General features: G+C 26.9%; 19 protein-coding genes. 11 read left to right on the top strand and 8 right to left on the bottom strand.

Annotation, left to right across the window (positions count from 1 at the left end):
• Positions 1 to 327: 327 nt before the first annotated feature.
• Complete coding sequence (locus tag IC175_RS14220; protein WP_227482292.1) at positions 328 to 498, bottom strand: hypothetical protein; 171 nt, start codon at positions 496 to 498, stop codon at positions 328 to 330.
• 196 nt (positions 499 to 694) lie between these two features.
• On the opposite strand from IC175_RS14220, the gene IC175_RS14215 reads away from it, so the two are divergent.
• On the top strand, positions 695 to 1,681 hold the full coding sequence (locus IC175_RS14215) for a CPBP family intramembrane glutamic endopeptidase (RefSeq protein ID WP_227482291.1): 987 nt from the start codon (positions 695 to 697) through the stop codon (positions 1,679 to 1,681).
• A gap of 28 nt (positions 1,682 to 1,709) precedes the next feature.
• The gene (locus IC175_RS14210) at positions 1,710 to 2,021 is read left to right on the top strand and encodes a hypothetical protein (RefSeq protein ID WP_227851650.1); all 312 of its coding nucleotides are present in this window, start codon (positions 1,710 to 1,712) and stop codon (positions 2,019 to 2,021) included.
• A 317-nt stretch (positions 2,022 to 2,338) separates the two neighbouring features.
• Here the strand turns inward: IC175_RS14210 and IC175_RS14205 are convergent, their stop codons facing one another.
• A complete protein-coding gene (locus IC175_RS14205) occupies positions 2,339 to 4,882 on the bottom strand; it encodes a cell wall-binding repeat-containing protein (protein ID WP_227851649.1) in 2,544 nt (847 codons plus the stop codon).
• Between the two features lie 159 nt (positions 4,883 to 5,041).
• A complete protein-coding gene (locus IC175_RS14200; RefSeq protein WP_227434324.1) occupies positions 5,042 to 5,329 on the bottom strand; it encodes a hypothetical protein in 288 nt (95 codons plus the stop codon).
• A gap of 948 nt (positions 5,330 to 6,277) precedes the next feature.
• Between IC175_RS14200 and IC175_RS14195 the strand changes: the two genes are divergently transcribed.
• A complete protein-coding gene (locus IC175_RS14195) occupies positions 6,278 to 7,633 on the top strand; it encodes an MATE family efflux transporter (protein ID WP_227434323.1) in 1,356 nt (451 codons plus the stop codon).
• 111 nt (positions 7,634 to 7,744) lie between these two features.
• Here the strand turns inward: IC175_RS14195 and IC175_RS14190 are convergent, their stop codons facing one another.
• Positions 7,745 to 8,395, bottom strand: a complete 651-nt coding sequence (locus IC175_RS14190) for a diphthine--ammonia ligase (protein ID WP_227434322.1) — start codon at positions 8,393 to 8,395, stop codon at positions 7,745 to 7,747.
• A 90-nt stretch (positions 8,396 to 8,485) separates the two neighbouring features.
• On the bottom strand, positions 8,486 to 8,914 hold the full coding sequence (locus tag IC175_RS14185) for a DMT family transporter (protein ID WP_227434321.1): 429 nt from the start codon (positions 8,912 to 8,914) through the stop codon (positions 8,486 to 8,488).
• Between the two features lie 152 nt (positions 8,915 to 9,066).
• Between IC175_RS14185 and IC175_RS14180 the strand changes: the two genes are divergently transcribed.
• Positions 9,067 to 9,615 (top strand): DUF308 domain-containing protein, encoded by a 549-nt coding sequence (locus IC175_RS14180; protein WP_227434320.1) that lies wholly within the window; start codon positions 9,067 to 9,069, stop codon positions 9,613 to 9,615.
• Positions 9,616 to 9,733: 118 nt separating this feature from the next.
• Positions 9,734 to 10,675 (top strand): TIGR01212 family radical SAM protein, encoded by a 942-nt coding sequence (locus IC175_RS14175; protein ID WP_227836117.1) that lies wholly within the window; start codon positions 9,734 to 9,736, stop codon positions 10,673 to 10,675.
• Between the two features lie 153 nt (positions 10,676 to 10,828).
• On the opposite strand, the gene IC175_RS14170 is transcribed toward IC175_RS14175, so the two are convergent.
• Positions 10,829 to 11,773, bottom strand: a complete 945-nt coding sequence (locus IC175_RS14170) for a DMT family transporter (RefSeq protein ID WP_227851648.1) — start codon at positions 11,771 to 11,773, stop codon at positions 10,829 to 10,831.
• Positions 11,774 to 12,098: 325 nt separating this feature from the next.
• On the opposite strand from IC175_RS14170, the gene IC175_RS14165 reads away from it, so the two are divergent.
• On the top strand, positions 12,099 to 13,520 hold the full coding sequence (locus IC175_RS14165; RefSeq protein ID WP_227434317.1) for a sigma-54 interaction domain-containing protein: 1,422 nt from the start codon (positions 12,099 to 12,101) through the stop codon (positions 13,518 to 13,520).
• Between the two features lie 199 nt (positions 13,521 to 13,719).
• Complete coding sequence (locus IC175_RS14160) at positions 13,720 to 14,304, top strand: zinc dependent phospholipase C family protein (protein ID WP_227482286.1); 585 nt, start codon at positions 13,720 to 13,722, stop codon at positions 14,302 to 14,304.
• A gap of 193 nt (positions 14,305 to 14,497) precedes the next feature.
• On the opposite strand, the gene IC175_RS14155 is transcribed toward IC175_RS14160, so the two are convergent.
• A complete protein-coding gene (locus IC175_RS14155) occupies positions 14,498 to 15,277 on the bottom strand; it encodes an HAD family hydrolase (protein WP_227434315.1) in 780 nt (259 codons plus the stop codon).
• A 69-nt stretch (positions 15,278 to 15,346) separates the two neighbouring features.
• The gene (locus IC175_RS14150) at positions 15,347 to 16,603 is read right to left on the bottom strand and encodes a competence/damage-inducible protein A (RefSeq protein ID WP_227845301.1); all 1,257 of its coding nucleotides are present in this window, start codon (positions 16,601 to 16,603) and stop codon (positions 15,347 to 15,349) included.
• A 259-nt stretch (positions 16,604 to 16,862) separates the two neighbouring features.
• On the opposite strand from IC175_RS14150, the gene IC175_RS14145 reads away from it, so the two are divergent.
• The 4 genes from IC175_RS14145 (at position 16,863) to IC175_RS14130 (ending at position 22,043) form a co-directional block, all read left to right on the top strand.
• Positions 16,863 to 17,762, top strand: coding sequence for a D-alanine--D-alanine ligase (locus IC175_RS14145; RefSeq protein WP_227482284.1), 900 nt, complete (start codon positions 16,863 to 16,865; stop codon positions 17,760 to 17,762).
• A gap of 23 nt (positions 17,763 to 17,785) precedes the next feature.
• Positions 17,786 to 19,234, top strand: a complete 1,449-nt coding sequence (locus IC175_RS14140; RefSeq protein WP_227851647.1) for a PLP-dependent aminotransferase family protein — start codon at positions 17,786 to 17,788, stop codon at positions 19,232 to 19,234.
• Positions 19,235 to 19,315: 81 nt separating this feature from the next.
• Positions 19,316 to 20,098 carry a M15 family metallopeptidase gene (locus IC175_RS14135; RefSeq protein ID WP_227851646.1) on the top strand — a complete coding sequence of 261 codons (783 nt, stop codon included), beginning with the start codon at positions 19,316 to 19,318 and terminating at the stop codon, positions 20,096 to 20,098.
• A 25-nt stretch (positions 20,099 to 20,123) separates the two neighbouring features.
• Positions 20,124 to 22,043 carry an ABC-F family ATP-binding cassette domain-containing protein gene (locus IC175_RS14130; RefSeq protein ID WP_227482282.1) on the top strand — a complete coding sequence of 640 codons (1,920 nt, stop codon included), beginning with the start codon at positions 20,124 to 20,126 and terminating at the stop codon, positions 22,041 to 22,043.
• Positions 22,044 to 22,057: the final 14 nt, after the last annotated feature.

Genomic DNA, 22,057 nt, shown 5'->3' with positions numbered 1-22,057 from the left:
TGTCAATTTAATAAGATGTATTTTTAATTTGTGTTATTGTTTATAAGTCATCTCGATGATATACTGAAATTATTTAAAACATCTTTCATATGCTTAAAGAATAAAAGTACTATGAAAACAAAAAATTTAAAGAATATCCCCCTTTTACTGACAGTTTTTTCTTGGCATCAAAAGATGGAAATGCGATTTTTCCAAATGTCAAAAAACTTGATATTTCAGGAAGTCGCTACTTTAAATCAATTAATAAACTTAAAATACCTCTAAATCTAGAATCTTAATCAACATTTATAGTATATTCAAGTTGTAGTGCTAAGTTTACCCATTTACTCAAGTATCTAAATCTATTGTTAACTCTTTTTCATACTTTTTATAATTTTTTAATTTTTCTACTTCCACTTCAAGTAAATTGGATAAAATATTTTCATTTATGCTATCTTCATTGATTAATTTATTAAGTAAATGTTCTATATAATTACTATCTATCTTTTTTATTTCCATAAAAATTAGCCTTTCTAAATAAAATTTTATTAATTTATTTTTATTATATTATATTTGAAATTAAATCAATTTGTATTTGTAATTTTTTAGACACTCTTTATACTTATACTACTGCTATACTTTGATTAGGAAAATTAAATCTAATATAATTTTGTGATTATTTAAAAAAAGTCATATCTTAAAGGAGGTTTTTCTATTGAAGTTAAAAGAAAAATGGATTGATTTATTAAACCCAAAATATATTGAAAACGAGGAAAAAAGAAATAAAATACAGATTATAATATTTTTTTCTATAACTTTTGGTTTAACTTATTTATTAGGTTTTCTATTATATTTCAATAAGTTTATTGACCCAGAAAATTTTGGATTATTTATGATGATATTGCCCTTATCCTCAGTTGCAATCGCAAAATTTTATACAGAAGGAATGACTAATGATAAATATAAATTTTATTCATTAATAATATTATTTTTTCTAATTTACTTATTTTTACTTATTATTGAATTATTAAACTTAATAAATAATCAGCAATTTCAATCATTAAATACTATATTGGTTATTATAAGTAGTTTATCTATTATTCTTTATTCTGACAGTATAAAAGATTTGTCTCCTATAAAAAATATTAAAGTAGGTTGTTTATTAATTTTTTATTTCATGTTTTCCAAAATTATTCCAGAATCACTTAGCCTAATAATACAAGGAAATCAACCTAACTATGAAGGTATTTTTAATTATATATTCTCTTCTATGATGTTATTCTTATATATATACCCTTTTTTTGGTGAAGAATATGGTTGGAGAGGATTTTTGCAAGATATATTTTTTGATAGATTTGGTAAAAAAATTGGTATTCTAGCACTAAGTATGTGTTGGAGTTTGTGGCATTTACCTCTAATATTTACATTATATACACCCGAAACACCAGTATTAGGCTTAATAACTCGCTCAATATATATATTTGGAATTTCAATATTTTTAGGATATGTATACATGAAGACTAAAAATGTATGGTTTTGTGCTATAATCCACGCTTTAAATAATACATCTTTTCTTATATCAGGTTCTAGTATTACCTATTGTTCAACTATTACTTATTCTGATATATTAGAAATATCCATACTTATTTTAATTTTTTATGTTCCATTTCTATTTACAAAAGAATATAAGCAAAACATATAAAAATTATTATGTAAAGGAGATATACTATATGAACTTTTGGAATACCTATCTTATATTTATTGGAATAGGAATTATAATATTAACTACAATAATATACTTAATTAAATATAAAATTATTTTTTGTAGTGAAAAATATTTTAATAAATTAGAATCAATGTATGGAAATATAGATAAAAAAAGAATTGTTAAAAATGAGAGATATAATATGGATGAATTAAAAAAAATTCATAAAGAGGAAATAATTGATATAGAAAAATATAGAAAATATTATGATTATAGTTTTAAATTTTATAATAATATGAAAGAAATGAACTCCATTGAAAATATAAGAAAAGGCTAGAATTAAGTCATCCTTGAAATCTAAAAATAACCCTGTAACCTCATTTTATATTACTTTGTATGTAGCATTTTTAACACCCTTTTTTGTAATTATAATTAGTAAATTAAAAATATACTTTATTATCATTGAAAGTTTTATCTTGATTTTCTTTATTCTTATTCTAGGTAAAGCAAATAAAAAATCAATGGAGTTTAAAGAATACCAGATATATTGCATGACTTCATTACAAATGTTGGATGACATGGAAAATAAAAAACTTATAGAAAGAAAATATATAAAAAGAAGGTAACAACTAACTCTAGTTGCTACCTTCTAGTCTATTTAACTAAGTTTTCTACTTCACTAAATGCTTTCTCATTCCCATCCCCGCCAATTTGAGTTATATTTTTGAACTTTTTATTTTTGATTAACTCTTTTTGGCTATTATCTAATCCATTTCCAACTAAGACTACTGGAGATTCAGTTTTGCCTGCAAGTACTCCTACTGATAAAGCATCTACTAAATCATCTTGTTTATTCATTCCATTCTTAGCTACATATAAGTCATTAAGTATCTCTTTTCTATAGAAATGATTTATTACTTTTGAATTAGTTTCTGTTCTATCAGAACCCGCTATTTTAGTTACAGATGGTAATGTATTACTCACTTCTTTAGTATTAAATAAAGATTCTCCACCTATTACATATGACTTTGATACTTCTTTATTACCTATTAAGTCTTTTATATCTTTCATATCATCATTTTGATTGGTAAGAAGAATTGGCATTTCCTCTTTTGCTGATATAGCTCCCATGCTTACTGCATCAGCTAGTCCTTTTTCTCCATTAACCACTACCACTTTTGACAACTTGGAGTTTTTATCTAATTCTTTTGCAAGTTTTATTGATGTTTCGTATCTATCATTTCCAGATATCCTAATTACATTTAATCCCTTTGTCTTTAAATCAGATACTACTTTTTCACCTACAGACTTTAATCCACCTACTATGTACACATTTTTTACTTCTAATCTCTTTATTTCTTTTTCTGTTAATTTATTTAAACTATCATTTTTAGTAAGCAGTATTGGTGCATCTTTAGACTTGGCAAATGGTGTTGCTGATAAGGCATCAGATATACTAGAATCATTTATTAACACTATATTATCAGCTTTATTCCATCCTTTTTGACTTATTTTTACTGATGTTTCATTTCTGTCTGAACCAACTAGTTTTGAGTTTGAAGTTGCTGTGCTAGGTTTAGAAGACTCTTCATTTGTGGATGATGAACCTCCTCCACCCCCTGACGAATTTCCTCCTGATGTTGATTTTTTTTGATTTGACCAATCTAACTCTTCTAATTTTGTGTTTTTGCTTACATCTAAACTGGTTAATCTATTTTCTCTACAATACAACCTATCAAGTTCTGTGTTTTTCGTTACATCCAAGCTAGTTAATTCATTTTGTGAACAATTTAAACTTCTCATAAGGACATTATTACTTACATCTAAACTGGTTAATTTATTTTGCGAACAATTTAAAAGACTCATAAGGACATTACTACTTACATCTAAACTGGTTAATTCATTTTGTGAACAATCTAAATTTCTTATCTTACCGTTTTTGTTTACATCTAAATTTGTTAATTGGTTTTTTTGACAGTTTAATGTAACAAGTTCCACATTATCAGAAAGATTTAAATTTACTAATTCATTTTGTGCACAAATTAAGTATTTAATATTTTTATTTTTACTTGTATTTAAACTATCTAATTTATTTTTATAACAAGTTAAATTCTCCAAGTCAATATTTTTACTTATATCCAAAACATTTATCTCATTACCATAACAATATAATTCTATAAGTTCTATATTATTCCCTATATTCAAATTTGTTAATTTGTTTCCTGCACAATCTAGATATTTTAAATTCTTATTGCTGCTTATATATAAATCCTGTAGATTACTTTCACTACAAGTTAAATCTTCTAAATTAATACAATTTTCGATATTTAGATTACTTAATTTTTCTTGATTACAATATATTTTTACAAGTTTTTCATGGTTTTTCAAATTTAAACTCTGCAATTTATTATTTTGACAACTTAACTTAAGAAGTTCTTTATTATTATCTAAATTTATATTTGTTAATTGATTAAATGAAAAGTTTAAATCTTGTAATTCTAAATTTGTAGATACATCTAAAGTATTTAAATTATTATACTCACACTTTAAAATTTTTAATTTCTGATTCTTAGACAAATTCAAACTACTCAATTCATTTTCAAAGCATAAAAGAGTTGTCAGATTAGTTGCTTTAGTTATATCTAAGTTTTTCAAATTATTTTTTCTACAGTTCAATTTTTCTAATTTAGAATTTTCTATAACTAAGTTTGTTAGATTATTTTCCCCACAATGTACTGTTATTAACTCTTTATTATTTCTTAAGTCTAGACTTGTTAACTGATTTTCATTACAATACAATTCTTTTAAATTTATATTGTTACTTAAATCTAGATTAGTTAACTGATTTCCTCTACAACTAAAATTTTCTAACCCAATAAAATAATTAATTCCTGATAAATTTTCTATTGATTTGCTTCCTAATATTAAATCTTTTGTAGATTCTATAATCGCTTTTTTCGAAGTTCCAATAGGATTCCCATCATCCAAAATACCTAATTTATCACAAATTACTTTTCTAAAATTTTCATCAGGAAAGGCTTCTTCCATTGTCATATTTTCTAAGTTATTAATTTGCCTTGCTTCATATCTAACTTCCATATTCTTCTCAATATCTTGTGCATTTATATCATGTACTAAAGGTGATACAACTACCAATGAAAGTGATAAAATAACTGCTTTTTTACTTAAAGTTTTCATCCCCACACCTCAATTAAAGTAATATTTATTCAATTGAATTGTAGCACATATTATAAAATTTCGAAATAAACTTTGAAATTAATATCCTAATCTTCAAATAATTTTTATTGTTTATAGACAAAGAAGGTAACAACTATTTTAATTGCTACCTTCTAATCATCAATTCTTAAGTTTTGATATACTAAAATTTTCAACTTGAGACTTGAATAACTGCTCAATCTCGTTAACTATACTTTGTATCTTATTTTCATACTCTAAATCATAATATATATTTATCTCACCTATGCTATTTATACTTATAGAATATTCTTTTCTTTCTATTATACATATGCTTCCACAATCTGATAAATCATTCTTGTATATTGATTTTAATTGTCTTTTTATCTTGAGAAAGTCTATCGCTGGATAAATATTATTTGGATAAAAACTCTTATCATTTATTAACATCTTATCCACCCCTTATCATTCTATTTATTAAATTTATACCTTAATCAAAATCATATTAAACATATTTTCCATATTTTTCATAATTATTTATAATAAAATATTAAATCTATAATTTGGCTTTTACAAACTCTCTAGCCTTATCCATTGTAGACCACACATCATTGTCATATATCTGAGTGAATTTTTTTCCTATAATCTTACTCATTTCTTTTATTTTATTGCAAGTTACTCCACCAATTACATACAGATTTTGTGTTTAATGTGGCTTATAGGCTTCTATATCTGTAACTAGATAACTTTCTTTTACTCTCTTGTAATATAGTCCTAAAATGTCTGCTGATACTTTATCATCACCACTATAAACAATTGTTTATACATTTGCTTCACATCATTATTTACAATACTCTTATTTAATATACCTTCTACAATTAACTTGGCCATACTTTCATATCCAAGTTTTTTAGTTCTCTAATAATCTTCTTTATTGTCACAGAAAAAACTTTCAATTAACATTGCTGTAGGCTTTGAATCATTTAAAATATATCCAATAATATTGGTGCAACTCCAAGCAAAATAAATAATTCAAATTCTAAGTTTTATACAAAACAAGAAGCACAATTGTTATTAGAAAAATAGAAAAATATCCTTATAGGTATACCAATTTTTCTGATGCTAACTCTTGGATTGCATTTTGGTAAAACTGTATCACTTAGATGGTCAGTTAAAATACTTTTTTTCTATTTGTCAGTTAAATGTCAGTAATATAGATAATACAATTTACTTATAAAACATTTAAAATCACTATTGTTTAATAAAATTTATAATTATTTACTATTTGCTGTTGACATTGGTACTATACTATAGTTTATCATCTATATTAGTAATAAATAAAATTATTAATTAATAGTTTCATAATTTTTATAATAGCTTTACAAGGAGTGATAATAAATGGATACAAAAATATCTATAGACGAAAACATAAGTTTGGGCAAAAGGTTTTTTAAATACTTAGCTCCATCTGTAGTTGCAATGTGGGTTTTCTCATTATATACAATGGTTGATGGAATATTTGTAAGTAAAGGAGTTGGAGAATTAGCCTTAGCTGCTGTTAATATATCTATGCCTTTTATTAATTTTATATTTGCGGTTTCTTTGTTATTTTCAACTGGTGCATCTACTATAATCGCAATTTATCTAGGAAAAAAAGATATCAAATCTGCAAATGAAGTTTTTTCATTTAATTTAGTATCAATAATTATACTATCATTAATTATATTGGCAGTAACCTTTTTTAACTTAGATAGATTGGCATTATTTTTAGGTGCCACAGAATCTACAATTGGTATGGTTAAAGACTACCTAGGAATAATAATATTTTTTAATGGTTTCTTTATAGTCTCCTATTCTTTAGAAGTTATAATAAAAACTGATGGATTCCCAATATTGGCTACTGTTGGTGTTATAATATCAGCCCTTACAAACATCATACTAGATTATTTATTTGTAATAGAGTTTGGATGGGGTGTAAAGGGTGCTGGTATTGCGACTGGTTTGTCTCAAGTTTTTTCTACTGTTTTTTTCTTAATACACTTTTTTAGAAAAAACTCAACTTTGAATTTTTCTAAATTTAAGGTTAATTTTAAGACACTTAGAAAAATTCTCTTTATAGGTTTCCCTGATTCAACTACTGAATTAAGCTGCGGTATAGTTGTTTTACTTTTTAACTTGAGTCTTACTAAATATATAGGAGAAAATGCGCTTATTTATTATAGTGTTATAAACTATATAAACACATTGGTTCTTATGACTATGATGGGTATCACTCAGGGTATGCAACCACTTACTAGTTTTTATTATGGTGCAGGAAACATAGATAATGTAAAGAAATTATTGAAGATGGGTGTAAAAGCTACAATAATAGCTTCAATAGCTGTATTTGCAATCTGTATGACTTTTTCAGAACCAATAGTTTCTCTGTTTATTCACCCAGAAGAAACTATATTATTCAATGAAGGGGTTCGTGTATTTAAAATATTCTCTATATCATTCTTGTTAGTTGGATTTAATGTAATAATTTCAGGATTCTTTGTTTCAGTAGAAAAACCATCAATTTCTACAGTTATATCTCTTGGTAGAGGTCTTATAATCGTCTCTCTAAGTTTAATTGTAATGATACTAATGTTTGGTGGTCAAGGAATATGGATGACTACTATTGTTTCTGAATTTATATGCCTTATTGCATCAATAATTTTCTTAAAGAAGAATTTTTCTACATTAGATTCTAGTCTAAAAAAAATAGCTTAAACAAAAGTAGCAATAATAATATATAAAATACAGAATACCTATTATACAATCTTGCAAACATCAATACTTTGCATACATTAAGATTGTATAATAGGTATTTTATTTATGTACTTATTTTATTTCTAAATAACCATAACCATCTTTTATTACATTTCCTTTTACTTCATATTCTACAGGAGTTCTAAATACTGGCCCATCTACTACAAATGTATGATATTCTCCATGCTCTCCACATGGGTCTGAGCCTGTTTCTTTTATCTTTTTCACAAGTTCTCTGGTTAATTTTTTTCCTAGAAATTCCTCTCCTAAATGCTTTAAGTTTACTTTTGTTATGACACTACAAAATCCACTATCTATAAATTCATATACCAATTCCTCTCTACTTTCTTGCCACAATGGTAGTTCTACCTTCATACCAACTGCATCACATCTGTCAGAGTCCCACTTTTTGTGACTTTCTATATCTATATCTCCATATGCACATATTGTTGCTCCCATGTTTTTAGCTTTTATTAAAGCTCTCTCAAAACTCTCTTCATATCCTTCTACTCCACATTCAGCAACTAACAGAGGTAGCCCAATACTATCACTTACTTGTTTAAGCATCTTATGCTCTAAGTTATGAGTCCATGATTTTCCATGTTCTTCACTTATAGTTGTCAAGAGTGCCACAGGCTTATATCCTTTTTCCAACATTCTATTTAATGCTAATATACTATCTTTACCACCACTAAATGACATTACAAATTTTTCATCAGCCATTCCTAACACCTCTTTCTTTTAACTTTACTTACTATCCTAATTATACCAAATTTTTAAGTTATATAGCAAATTATATAGTATTTTAAATCATTAGTTTACTATAAAGAATGTACCTAAAATTAAAAGTATAACCCCTATGTATTTGTATAAATGCATTGTTTCTTGTCCCAAAATCACACTATCAATAAAAAAACCGATTAGAACTTGAGATACAAGTGTTAATATAAGTGTATTTGATACCCCTAAGTTTGGAATTGCTTTTACTGTAAAATATATTATTAGCCCTCCAAATACTCCTCCTAGCAATAACTTATAATTAAAACCATTTAAAGATACTAAACATTTTAAATCTCCAGCAACTATTATACTTGCAAGAAAAAATATTGCTCCTACAGTCAAACTTATAAAGGTGGCAACCAATGCTGTTGTACTCTTACCTAATTCTCCATTTATAAAAGCTTCAAGAGCAGTAGACCCACCCGCCAATAATGCAAATATTATTGCCCATAATTTTGTCATGGACAAACCTCCTCCTATATAATTCTATTAATAAGAGTTTATGATACAACCTATTAATTAATTACTAACTAGAGTTTTATTTTTATACTATGTGGCTTTATTTGAGTATAAATTTCTGTTATAATTGTTCTATTGATTTTGGAGGTGATTTTATGTATACAAATTTTAATATCAATTTTGATAACTTTAATAAAAAGGAAAATGCTACTAAATTTATGATAATGGGAGTGTTACTTGTTATATTGGGATTCTTGTGCCTTACGTTTAAGACTCTAGGTATAAAATTAATTTCTTGGACTTTTGGAGTTGCACTTTTATTCTTTGCATATTTAAATCTTAAAAACATTAATGAGTTAAAAAGATATGCTACTAAAGAAGAAATTAAACCATCTACCAATGTTCAATGGATTCTAATAATTACATGTATACTACTTTTTATATTTCCTCAAAAAATACAGAGTATTTTCTCATTACTTTTGGGCTTTTATTTAATTTTTAATCAACTCGTAGTGTTTGTAAATAGTAAAAATAATCCATATTCTAAGTTTACAACTTGGAATATAGTTAAAACTTTATTTGGTATATGCCTTATATTGTCACCACTATTTTTATCTAGATTTATAGTCTCAATAATGTCATTTTTTATAATATTATTTGGACTTGCTCTATTTTTTTCTGGAAACAAATCTAGAAAGTATTAATTATTTTGTTGCTTTATTCTTCATTACTTAAAATAGAATTTGTTTAAGTCACCTATTTGTGGTAATATGTTTTTTGTACAAATTTAATGTACAATTTTATTAGAAATAGGTGATTACTTTGGATAAATTTAAATATGCTTTTGATAATAAAAGATATCATACTTGGAATTACTACCTTAGAAATACATTTGGAGAAAAAGTCTTTAAAGTATCAATAAATGCAGGATTTACTTGCCCAAATATTGACGGAAGTATTGGCTATGGTGGTTGTACTTATTGCAGTAAAGAAGGTTCAGGCGACTTTGCTGGAAATCCTAAGGATAATCTTATTAATCAATTTTATAATATAAGAGAAATGATGTTAAAAAAATGGCCTCATGCTAAATATATTGGCTACTTTCAAGCTTATACAAATACTTATGCACCTCTTGAGGTTTTAAAAGATAAATATGAAACTATACTATCTCTTGATGATGTTATAGGCCTTTCAATCTCAACAAGACCTGACTGTTTACCAGATGATGTAGTTGATTATCTATCTGAACTTAATAAAAGAACTAATCTATGGGTTGAACTTGGACTTCAGACAATTCATGATTCTACATCTAAAATTATAAATAGAGGACATGATTATAAAACATTTGTTGAAGGTGTTGAAAAATTAAAGGCTAAAAATATAAAAGTAGTTGTACACATTATAAATGGTCTACCTGGTGAAGATTATAATATGATGATGGAAACTGCTAAGGCAGTTGGCAAAATGAATGTGGATGGTATAAAAATACATCTATTACATGTTATAAAAGATACTCCTATGGAGAAAATGCTTCAAAATGGAATGTTAACTCTTATGAACCAAGATGAATACATTAATCTTGTTTGTGACCAACTAGAAATATTACCTGAAACTATGATAATTCATAGACTTACTGGCGATGGTAAAAGAGATGAACTGGTTGGACCTTTATGGAGTTTAAAAAAATGGGAGATTTTAAATCAAATTGATGATACATTAAAATCTCGCAACTCCTATCAAGGTTGTAAATTTATTCAAGATTAAATAAATGATTAAAGATAACATAATAGCTATAGATAGCTTTATATAAACATAAATCTATCTATAGTTATTTTATTGTTTCCAAAGCAAATTTCATATTAAAAATTACAATGAAAAATACCCCTATATAAATATATAAGGACAAAATACATATTCTTAAATACTTTCTGTTTTCTCAGTTTGTTTTAATTTATTAGACTTATAGAAAATTTTTATTCCATCATAAGAAAGATTAAGTGCTATTACAGCTGATATCAACATTAACATCACTCCAAACAGCTTTCCTATAGAAAAACTTTCTCCTAGCATAGTGCATCCAATTATAACAGAGCCAACTAATTCTACTGATGCTACAACACCTGCAACAGATAACTCTACACCTTTAGATATACCTGCTGCATAAAAAATATATGCAAGTGCCGCTGGAACAACCCCTAACATCAACATACAAGATAAAATATTTAAATCTTTAGCATAGGTTAATATTTCCCATGGTCTAGCAGAAGGAATCATAAATATCGCTCCAAATAAAAAGCTGTAAACTAATATTGTTGAACTTGAAAATTCTTTTAAGGCATTCTTACTAATAGTTGGCATAAGTGCATACGCTATTGCAGATAATATTCCAAGCAATAATCCCATAGTACTTAAGTTTTGAAAATTTAAACTTCCACCAGTTACTGCCATAATAGCTCCAATAAAGCAAAAAATCAGCGAAAATATTTTACTTCTAGTAATACTCTCTTTATAAAAAAATTTTGAAAATACAGCTAAAAACAATGGCGATGTATACAATAAAACTGCTGCTACAGATACACCTACAGTATCAATAGCTTTAAAGTAACATAAATTAAACATAGCTTGACATATAATTCCTATTATTACTGAATAAATAATTCCTCTTTTGTTTATTTTCAAAATATGTGGTGTTCTTATAGCTGAATAAACACCTAAAACTATAAATCCAAAAAATAATCTTGTAAATGCTACTTGTTCTGATGTCAATCCACTTCCCATCAGAAACTTTCCAAACAACCCAAGTGTAGCCCATAAGATTCCTGCTGTTGCTATAAATACATACCCTTTACTTTTTTCTCCCATCTTAAATACCCCTCTACTATTATTTAGTCAATACACATCATTTTTATCAAGCAAAAACCATGCCACTTTTATTTTATTTATATCGACACTAAAAACTTAGAATTTGCAACAATATTACTAGTTTTTCAACTTTTCTATAGTTATTTCAAGTATATTTTAAGTTGATTTAGACTCGCTTTAATTGTAAAATAAGTTATATATAACTTATTCAAAGTTAAAATAGACTGAAGTTTATGTATTATATAAAGATTATACTTTTAATTATATTTAATAAATTAAATATATTTTAATATATCATTAAAAATTTAGGGGGACAATAGGGAAAATGGATTTAGATTTAGAGTTTTATAAAAAAATATTAGAGGCTTCTCATGACGAAATATGTGCATCTGATGATAAAGGTATAATAATATATTGTAATAAGGCATTTGAAGAAAATTATGGTCTAAAAAAAGAAGATATTTTAGGAAAAAATGTTTCTTTCTTAGAAGAATCTGGATATTCAACAAAAAGCCCCATACCAGTAGTATTGAGAACAAAGTCTAAATTTTCACTTGAACAAGATACTCAAACAGGAAAAAAACTTATTATAACTGCAAGTCCTGTATTTGATGAAAATGGTGAGCTAGAATTCACTGTTGAAAATTGTAGAGATATAACCGAACTTAATAATATAAAAAATAAACTTGAAGATACAAAAAAACAAGTAAAAAAATACAAATCTGAAGTGGAAACACTATATAGAACCGCTCTTAGGATTGAAGATACAGTAATTATGGATGGCATAGTTATGAGACCTATTATGAATACAGTCAACCATGTTTCTAAAACTGATGTAAGTGTACTATTATTAGGAGAATCTGGAACAGGAAAGAGTTCACTTGCTAGATATATACATCACAATAGCAACAGGTCAAGTGGTCCATTTATAACTATAAACTGTGCAACCATATCTCCACAACTACTTGAATCTGAACTTTTTGGATATACTTCAGGTGCTTTTACAGGTGCAAGTACCAAAGGTAAAGTTGGTCTTGTAGAATTGGCTAACGGAGGAACTCTTTTTTTAGATGAAATAGGTGATATACCACAAAATCTACAAGCAAAATTTTTACAATTGATACAAGATAGGACTTTTACTCCAGTCGGAAGTTTAAAAAATAAAAAAGTTGACATAAGAATTATATCCGCTACAAATGCTGACTTAATTTCTAAAGTAAAAGAAAAAAAATTTAGAGAAGATTTATATTATAGATTAAATGTTATAGAAATAAAACTCCCTCCACTTAGAGAAAGAAAGGATAATTTAGTAGAGATTATAAAATATTATTTTAATAGATATTCAAGTGACTTTAATCTAAACAAGACAATTTCAAAAGAAGCTATAAGTATTATTGCAAACTACAGATTTCCAGGTAATATAAGAGAGTTACAGAATATAATTCAAAAAATCTTACTTACTTGTAGAGATAATCATATAACAACAGACGATTTACCAAGTATACTCACTAAAAATGTAAATATTGTAAATTATGGAAATAACCCTCCAACATACACAACCAATGTAGATAATTCTCTACATATTGATTATAAAAACAAAAACTTTGACACCTTGATTATGGAGTATGAAAAAAATGTAATTTTGGATGCTTATGAGAAATTTGGTAGTTCTTATAAAGTAGCTAGACAACTTGAAATTTCTCAATCCAAGGCTAATAGGCTAATTAGAAAGTATACTAATACTTAATTTTAAATTTGATAAATAAAAACTTAACATTATTTACATATTGTAAATTTCGCCAATTACTGGTATTATGAATATGGTTGAAATTATTTAAATAAATGTGATTGACTTAATTTCATATATTTACCATTAAACTTTTATCATAAATATCATATCATAATAATATATTTAATAAGTCTAATAAACTATACGAGGTGTAAATATGTTAATGAATACCCATTTTATTATGGCAAAATCGATACTTAATAATATAGATGAAAATAAAACATTCTTTATAAGCGAAAAAAATTTTATATATGGTAATATAAAGCCAGATGCTTTTTCTAAATATAAATTAAAAAAACATTATATGGATGAATCATTTAATATGATTGCTTCTAAAATAAAATATCTGTGCAGTCTTACTATAGACAGTGTTTCTAAATATTTTTCAGTAAGTAGACTTAGTCAAGAGCTTGGTGTTATCTGCCACTTTTTATGCGATTTTTTCTGCTTAGCTCATAGTGAACGCTGGGAATTTAAGCATAGTTTGAATAAACATGTTACTTATGAAAGAGAACTTGGAGCATTTGCAAAGGATGTTGATTTATCTAAAATTAAAGGTAATACTATAAATAGTGGATTTGAAAAATTTTTTGTTAAACTTTACAATGAATACAAAAAGAAAAGCGACTATATGAATGATTTAAAATTTTCAGCGTATACTTGCAATAGTGTTATAAATTATATATTAGATTCTATTTTAGCTAATACAATAAAATCATACCATATAGCAAATTGTGGTTAACTTAAGAATTTTAAACTGACAATTAATATAATCAAAATGACTGCTCTACAGAATATAAAATCTAGTTTTATAATTCTACTGAACAGTCATTTTTTTATACTGAATAGGTAATACCTTATAAAATTGATTAATTAGTAAATCAACAAACAAAAATAATTTACTAATTTTTTATTACTTCTCATCAATCTTATATCTAACTGTTTATTTTTATGATAGCATCTATAGCACTTTTTACACTATCTACTACATAATTTGCACTTTGTTTTACTTCTTCTCTTGCCTTTGACATTACAAAACTATATTTAAATCCCTCTAACATACAAATATCATTTGGAGAATCTCCAATAGTAGCAACTTCATCTGGACTTACATTTAGAGTTTTTATTACATGTTCTATGCTACCTCTTTTTGATACACTTTTAGGAACTATGTTTAAAGTATAAGTACTAGAAAAATATATTTCCAACACTTCACTAAACTCACTTTTTAAATATAATTCTATTCTAGACAACTCTTCTAAATTTTCAGAGCATATACCAATATTGCCTATAAGATTATCAAAACTATCTCTTTTCTCAAAATCGGGGTCCACTATAAAATCGCTAGAATAATGTCTAAAAGCTGTTGTGTCACTATCTACAATTACATCTCCTTTATATTTAAAATACAATTGTGCATCAGTTGATTCAAATCTATCAATAACTTTTTTTACTAATTTATCATCTATAGTTTGCTTAAAAATCACATTATAATCTTTATCATGTATAAATGCACCATTTTCACATATATAATAGCCATTCATATCTAAGCTCCCTTCGATAATATCACGAGCCTGTTTGAAAACTCTACCTGTAGCAACATTAAACTGTACTCCTCTTTTTTCTATTTCCTCAATTGCTACTATATCTTCTTTTGTTATAGCTCCATTTTCATATAAAGTTCCATCTAAATCACAAAATATATGTTTTATCATAAATTAAAAGCCTCCAAAAATGATTTTATATTATACCAATACTTTAAATATAATCAATATCACAATAGTTTAAAGTTTTTCTAATTGTATTCTCAACTCATTAAGTAAATCTCTAGTAGCTCTCAATCTTATTTTTCTTCTATCTCCATTAAATATATTTCTTTTCACTATTATTTTTCCATTTATATATATTGCAGTATAAACCAACCCTACAGGCTTTTCCTCAGTTCCTCCACCAGGTCCAGCTACTCCAGTTGTAGATATACCTATATTAGCTCCAAGCCCTTTAGCAACGCCCTCAGCCATTTCTATTGCTGTTTGTTCACTTACTGCTCCAAAGTCTTCTAAAGTTTCTTTTTTTACTCCCAATCTTTTCATTTTGGCTTCATTAGAATATGTTACACATCCTTCAAGAAATACAGAAGATATTCCTGGGTAGTTTATAAGAGATGAAGATACCAAACCTCCAGTACAAGATTCAGCCACTGCTATGGTTAAGTTTTTTTCTACAAGAAGCTTAGAAACAGCATCTTCTAATGCAGACTCTCCTTCAGATACTGAAATATCTCCTTCAGTATATACATATTTACCTACTCTGTCCTTTATCTTTTCTTCTACTGGTCTTATAAATTCAAAAGCTTGTTCTTCATTTTCAGCTTTTGCAGTTATTCTTATTGTAACTTCTAATTCCTTTGCATACAAAGCAACTGTTGGATTAGTTTGTTCATCAATTATATCTAAAATTTCCAATTCTAGGTTTGACTCCCCTATTCCATACAATCTTAAAGTTTTTGATACTAGCATTTCCTTTGTAAATTGTTGTAGGTAAGGTTTGACACTTTCATTAAACATTGCCTTCATTTCTCTTGGAGGTCCAGGTAGTACTATTATACTTTTATCATCTTTCTTTAAAATAGCTCCTGGTGCTGTTCCATTATTATTTTTTAATACTATAGCATCCTTTGGAAAATATACTTGTTTCATATTATTTTCGGCCATTTTTTTTCCTGTTTTAACAAAGAATGATTCTAAGACTTCTAATGATGGTTTATGTAATTCTAATTCCTGTCCAAAATACTCTGCTGCAGTTTCTTTTGTCATATCATCACCAGTTGGTCCAAGACCTCCTGTAGTAATTACTAAATCACTTCTTTTTAAGCTTTCATCAAAACATTCTAAGAGTCTTTGCTTATTATCTCCAACTGTACTTTGATGGTATACTTCTATTCCCAATGCTGCAAGTTCTTTAGCTAAAAATTGAGAATTTGTATTTACTATATCTCCCAACAGTATCTCTGTTCCTACACTTATTATTTCTGCTTTCAAATTTTATCACTCCTTGATTTATAGCCACTAAGACTAGTCTTAAGTTCATACCACTAATTTTAGCAAAAATAATGATATAAATAAAGTTAAAAAATCATTCAAATCTATCTGTAAGTTAGATTATCACTCTAAAACCACACATAATATAAACTTCACATGTAGTGGTACTTTCATCATCAACCATTAATTCATATAATTAAGTAAGTAAATTAAAAAATTTAATTTAAAAATAATAAAATTTAAAATAGGAGTGTATAATATGAAAATAGCAGTTATAATGGGTGGAATATCATCAGAGAGAGAAGTTTCTTTAAATTCAGGAAAAGAAATATATAATAATCTTGATAAAAGTAAATATGATGTTGTAAAGGTGATAATAGATGATAAAAAAGATATATTTACAAAAATACCAGAAGATACAGATTTTGCAGTACTAGCACTACATGGGAAATTTGGTGAAGATGGATGCATTCAGTCAGTACTTGAGACTATGGATATACCATATTCTGGATGTGGACCTCTTTGTAGTGGAATGTGTATGGACAAAAACATCACTAAAAAAATGCTTAGAGATTCAGACCTTCCTACTGCTCCATGGGCTTTAGTAAAATCAATTGATGAAATAAATTATGATGAGATAGACAAAATAGGCTATCCAGTATTTATAAAACCAAATTCAGGAGGTTCAAGTGTTGCTACATTCTTCATCCATTCCAAAGATGAAGTTGAAGAAGCAGTTCGTAAAGGTTTAGAAGTTGATGAGTTTGTAATGATTGAAAAATATATACCAGGTGGAGAATATACTTCATTCATATTAAATGGCGAAGTATTTCCTACTATATCTATAAAATCAGACTCAGGATTCTTTGATTATGAAGCTAAATACTCACTTGAAAAAGGAGCAAAAGAAGAAGTTATTTATTTAGATGATGAACTTCAAAAAAGAGTAAATGAGATTTCTGAGACTTGTTGGAAAATTTTTAATTGCAAAGCATATGTAAGAGTTGATATGATTATAAGTGAAGGTATTCCTTATGTTCTTGAGCTAAATACTCTTCCTGGCATGACTAAAACTAGTTTAATACCTAGAAGTGCCGCTGCTAAAGGTCTTGAGTATAGCCAATTATTAGATAAACTTATAGAATACTCTTTAAATTAGATAATACAATTTGAGGTGGTAATTTGATATTTTCAAATCTAAGATTAAATGATAGTGAACCAATTTATATACAAATTAAAAATTATATAAGTGATATGATATCAAAAGGATTAATTCCAGACAATAGTAAGCTCCCTTCTACAAGGGAGCTTAGTCAGCTTTTACAAGTTAGTAGAAATTCCATAGTCTTAACTTATGAAGAACTAAAATCAGAGGGATTAATCTACTCTGTTTCAGGAAAAGGTACATTTGTTAATTCAAAAAATAAATCTTCAAACACTACATGGTCTTTAAATTGGGATTGTTTAGAGAATACATACTCTAAAAAAGCTAATGAATTAGATATTATAAAAAGCGAAATACCTTGGAGCTCTAACCTAATATCATTTAAAAGTATATCTCCTGATGGAGATTTATTTGATATGGAGGAATTAAAAAAATCTTTTTTAAATAGAATCTCATTAGAAGGTCACAAACTACTTAACTATGGATATGCACAAGGTTATAAACCTCTTATTGACTATTTGCTTGAATATATGACAAATAAGGGCGTTGATATTAATAACAAAGATATATTAATTACAAATGGATTTACAGAAGGCTTTGATATTATTATGTCCTCTTTCACTCAAGAAGGAGACTATATAATTTGTGAAAATCCTACTCACAACACAGCTATAAAAATTATGAAGTCACACAATCTCAATATTTTAGGTGTGGATATATCTGAAAATGGTTTAGATTTCAATATGCTCGAAAATCGTTTAATTGAGTACAAAAATAAAATAAAATTTGCATATATTACACCTTCTTATCACAACCCAACAGGGATTGTAATGACCCCTGAAAATAGATATAGATTCTATAATCTTATGAAAAAATACAATATAGCAATTATAGAAGATGGATTTAATGAAGAATTACTCTACAATAGTTCTCATATATTTCCCCTTTGCTCTCTTGATAATATGAATAATGGTGTTGTATATATTGGTAGCTTTTCAAAAATTTTATTTCCTGGAATAAGAATTGGATGGATTTTTGCAGATAAAAAAGTTATAGATAAGTTAGAAAGTGTAAAAAGGTGCAGAAATATACATGTATCTTTTTTAGACCAAGGTATTTTATTTGATTATTTAAGTAATGGAGGATTTGAAAAATACGTAAAAAAAATACGTAAATTCTATGGGGATAAATTTAACTTCGCCTATGAATGTGTAAAAAAATATATGCAAACGGAATATATCTTAGGTGATGGTGGTTTGCATATATTTATCAAACTTAAGAATATAGATACTAGAAAGCTATTAGAAAAATGTTACAAAAAAAATGTTCTCTTCATGCCTGGAGATTTATTTTTTACAAATGGCTTTGGTTCTGACACTTTAAGACTTGGATTTTCGAGACTCTCTTTTGAAGATATTGAAACTGGTATAAAAATAATAGGAGAAACTATAGATGAAATGTCCTAGGTTAACTAAATATTGTTAGCCTAGTTTATTTTTATGAGGTATAATATATATAGTTTATATGAATCTAACATGGGGGATAATATGAGTAAAAAGTCAAAACGAAAGAAGATTAATAAATTAAAGCTAACAATTGTAATAACTGTATTATTTCTTGCCTTACTATCTATATATGAGATATTTTTCTCTAAATCCAACAAAGAAGATAATATAAAAAGTCAAGAAACTATGCAAGATAAAAACAATACAACAGAGGATTCTAAAAATAATCAAAACTCTACTAAAAAACAGGAAGATAACAACATTAAGCCCACTTTTTCATATTCTTCAATACCAGATAACATAAAAAACAAAATGATTGGTAAATCTATGCCTTCTGATGAACCTATAGGATTTGATAGTTTATCTTACTTGCAACTTACCTACTACGGATTTGATGAAAAAACTCATCAAGGTGAGATGATAGTAAATAGTGAACTAGCTTCAGAAGTTGTCGATATTTTTAAAGAGTTATATGAAAAAAAATATCCAATTGAAAAAATTAAATTAATAGATGATTATGATGCTGTAGATGAAAAATCTATGTCTGATAATAATACATCTGCATTTTGTTATAGAACTGTAGCTGGTACAAATACTGTCTCAAATCATGGTAAAGGACGTGCTATAGATATAAATCCATTACAAAACCCACATGTTTCTGGAGACAATGTTAGCCCTAAGGTAAGCACTGTTTATGCAGATAGGTCTGCTTTAAAATTTGGAATGATAAAAAAGGGTGATGATTGTTATAATGCTTTTGTAAGCAGAGGTTGGAGTTGGGGTGGATATTGGAAAAACCCAGACTACCAACATTTTGAAAAATAATAGATTAGAAATAAAGGTGAATTATATGAATTTAATGACATTGGAAAATATAAGTAAAAGCTATTCTGAAAAAAAATTACTTGAAAATATATCTCTTGGTATCAATGATGGAGAAAAAATAGGACTTATTGGTGTAAATGGTACTGGTAAATCTACTTTACTTAAAATTATTGCAGGAACTGAAGAAAGTGAAACTGGCAATATAACAAAGGCTAATGGTATTAGAGTAGAATATCTTCCTCAAAACCCAACTTATGATGAAAATTCAACTGTTCTAGAACAAGTATTTAATGGAACTTCAGAAGAATTAAAACTCCTTGGTAAATACCAAGAAACTTTAGAAAAACTTAATTCTAACTTTACAGATGAACTAAATAAAAAATTATTATCCATGCATGAGAAGATAGATGCTTTAAACCTTTGGGATTTAGAAAGCGAAGCCAAATCTGTACTTACAAAGCTTGGTATAAATGATTTCAATCAAAAAATAATAGAACTTTCTGGTGGTCAAAGAAAAAGAGTTTCTCTAGCCTCAGCTCTTATTACTCCTTGTGAGCTTTTAATACTAGATGAACCAACAAACCATCTAGATAATGATACCATCGATTGGCTTGAAGAATACCTAAATTCAAGAAAAGGTTCATTGCTTATGATAACTCATGATAGATATTTTTTAGACCGTGTTACAAATAGAATAATTGAATTAGACAAAGGTAGATTATTTAGCTATGATGGTAATTATTCAATATTTTTAGAAAAGAAAATGGAAAGACTTGCATTAGAATCAAGTATTGAGGATAAACGACAAAATTTAATTAGAACAGAACTTGCATGGGTTAGACGTGGAGCTCAAGCTCGTAGCACAAAACAAAAAGCTCGTCTACAAAGATTTGATGAACTTGTAAATAGAGACTCTTTCAAACCTGATGAAAATATTGATATATCGGTTGCCTCAAGTAGGCTTGGAAATAAAATAATAGAAATACACAATATATCTAAATCTTTTGAAGAAGTTACAGTTATAGATAATTTAGAATATACTTTAGCACGTACAGATAGAATTGGCATAATAGGTAAAAATGGTATGGGTAAATCAACTCTAATAAACATAATAAATGGGAAATTAGCCCCTGATAGTGGATATATCTCAATTGGAGAAACTGTAAAAATAGGTTGCTTTTCTCAAGATGATTCTCATATGAACATTGGCATAAGGGCTATAGACTATGTAAAAGAAGCTAGTGATTATATAGAAACTTCTGATGGTACTAGGATTACAGCTTCTCAAATGTGTGAAAGATTCCTTTTTAATGGTACCATGCAGTATACTTTGATAGGCAAACTGTCTGGTGGTGAGAGAAGAAGACTACACCTTCTTAGAATTCTTATGACAGCTCCTAATGTACTTCTTTTGGATGAGCCTACAAACGACTTAGATATAGAAACACTAAAAATATTAGAAGAATATCTTGATGAATTTAAAGGTGTAGTAATTACAGTATCACATGATAGATATTTCCTAGATAGAATCTGTAATAAAATATTTGCATATGAAGGAAATGGAAAAATTCATATTTATACAGGTAATTATAGTGACTATCTTATTTATAGAGAGATTCAAGGAATTGAATTTGAAGAATCTAAAAAAGAATCACTTAAAAATGATGATTCAACTGCTCCAAAAAAAGAAAAACCTAAAAATGATAAAAAACTTAAATTCTCATACAATGAGCAAAGAGAGTTTGAAAATATTGATTCTGACATAGAAAAACTTGAATCTAAAATTGCAAAACTTGATGAAAGTACTTCAAAATTTGCAACTGATTTTACTAAACTTCAAGAAATTTTAGATGAAAAATCAAAATTGGAAAAAGAACTTGAGTACAAATATGAAAGATGGGAATATCTAAATAATTTAGCTGACGAAATAGCTAATAATAAATAATATTAAAACATCTA

It is taken from the genome of Clostridioides sp. ES-S-0123-01, assembly GCF_020658415.1.
In the GTDB taxonomy this organism is placed as follows: domain Bacteria; phylum Bacillota; class Clostridia; order Peptostreptococcales; family Peptostreptococcaceae; genus Clostridioides.
This window is presented reverse-complemented; position numbering and strand designations above follow the sequence as displayed.

What these genes read in the sequence shown, in the direction of transcription:
- IC175_RS14160 (WP_227482286.1), top strand. Translation starts at nt 13,720, where the DNA reads ATGTTAATGAATACCCATTTTATTATGGCAAAATCGATACTTAATAAT.
- IC175_RS14200 (WP_227434324.1), bottom strand. Translation starts at nt 5,329, where the DNA reads ATGTTAATAAATGATAAGAGTTTTTATCCAAATAATATTTATCCAGCG.
- IC175_RS14180 (WP_227434320.1), top strand. Translation starts at nt 9,067, where the DNA reads ATGTATACAAATTTTAATATCAATTTTGATAACTTTAATAAAAAGGAA.
- IC175_RS14155 (WP_227434315.1), bottom strand. Translation starts at nt 15,277, where the DNA reads ATGATAAAACATATATTTTGTGATTTAGATGGAACTTTATATGAAAAT.
- IC175_RS14170 (WP_227851648.1), bottom strand. Translation starts at nt 11,773, where the DNA reads ATGGGAGAAAAAAGTAAAGGGTATGTATTTATAGCAACAGCAGGAATC.
- IC175_RS14165 (WP_227434317.1), top strand. Translation starts at nt 12,099, where the DNA reads ATGGATTTAGATTTAGAGTTTTATAAAAAAATATTAGAGGCTTCTCAT.
- IC175_RS14130 (WP_227482282.1), top strand. Translation starts at nt 20,124, where the DNA reads ATGAATTTAATGACATTGGAAAATATAAGTAAAAGCTATTCTGAAAAA.
- IC175_RS14185 (WP_227434321.1), bottom strand. Translation starts at nt 8,914, where the DNA reads ATGACAAAATTATGGGCAATAATATTTGCATTATTGGCGGGTGGGTCT.
- IC175_RS14205 (WP_227851649.1), bottom strand. Translation starts at nt 4,882, where the DNA reads ATGAAAACTTTAAGTAAAAAAGCAGTTATTTTATCACTTTCATTGGTA.
- IC175_RS14195 (WP_227434323.1), top strand. Translation starts at nt 6,278, where the DNA reads ATGGATACAAAAATATCTATAGACGAAAACATAAGTTTGGGCAAAAGG.
- IC175_RS14135 (WP_227851646.1), top strand. Translation starts at nt 19,316, where the DNA reads ATGAGTAAAAAGTCAAAACGAAAGAAGATTAATAAATTAAAGCTAACA.
- IC175_RS14210 (WP_227851650.1), top strand. Translation starts at nt 1,710, where the DNA reads ATGAACTTTTGGAATACCTATCTTATATTTATTGGAATAGGAATTATA.
- IC175_RS14145 (WP_227482284.1), top strand. Translation starts at nt 16,863, where the DNA reads ATGAAAATAGCAGTTATAATGGGTGGAATATCATCAGAGAGAGAAGTT.
- IC175_RS14220 (WP_227482292.1), bottom strand. Translation starts at nt 498, where the DNA reads ATGGAAATAAAAAAGATAGATAGTAATTATATAGAACATTTACTTAAT.
- IC175_RS14190 (WP_227434322.1), bottom strand. Translation starts at nt 8,395, where the DNA reads ATGGCTGATGAAAAATTTGTAATGTCATTTAGTGGTGGTAAAGATAGT.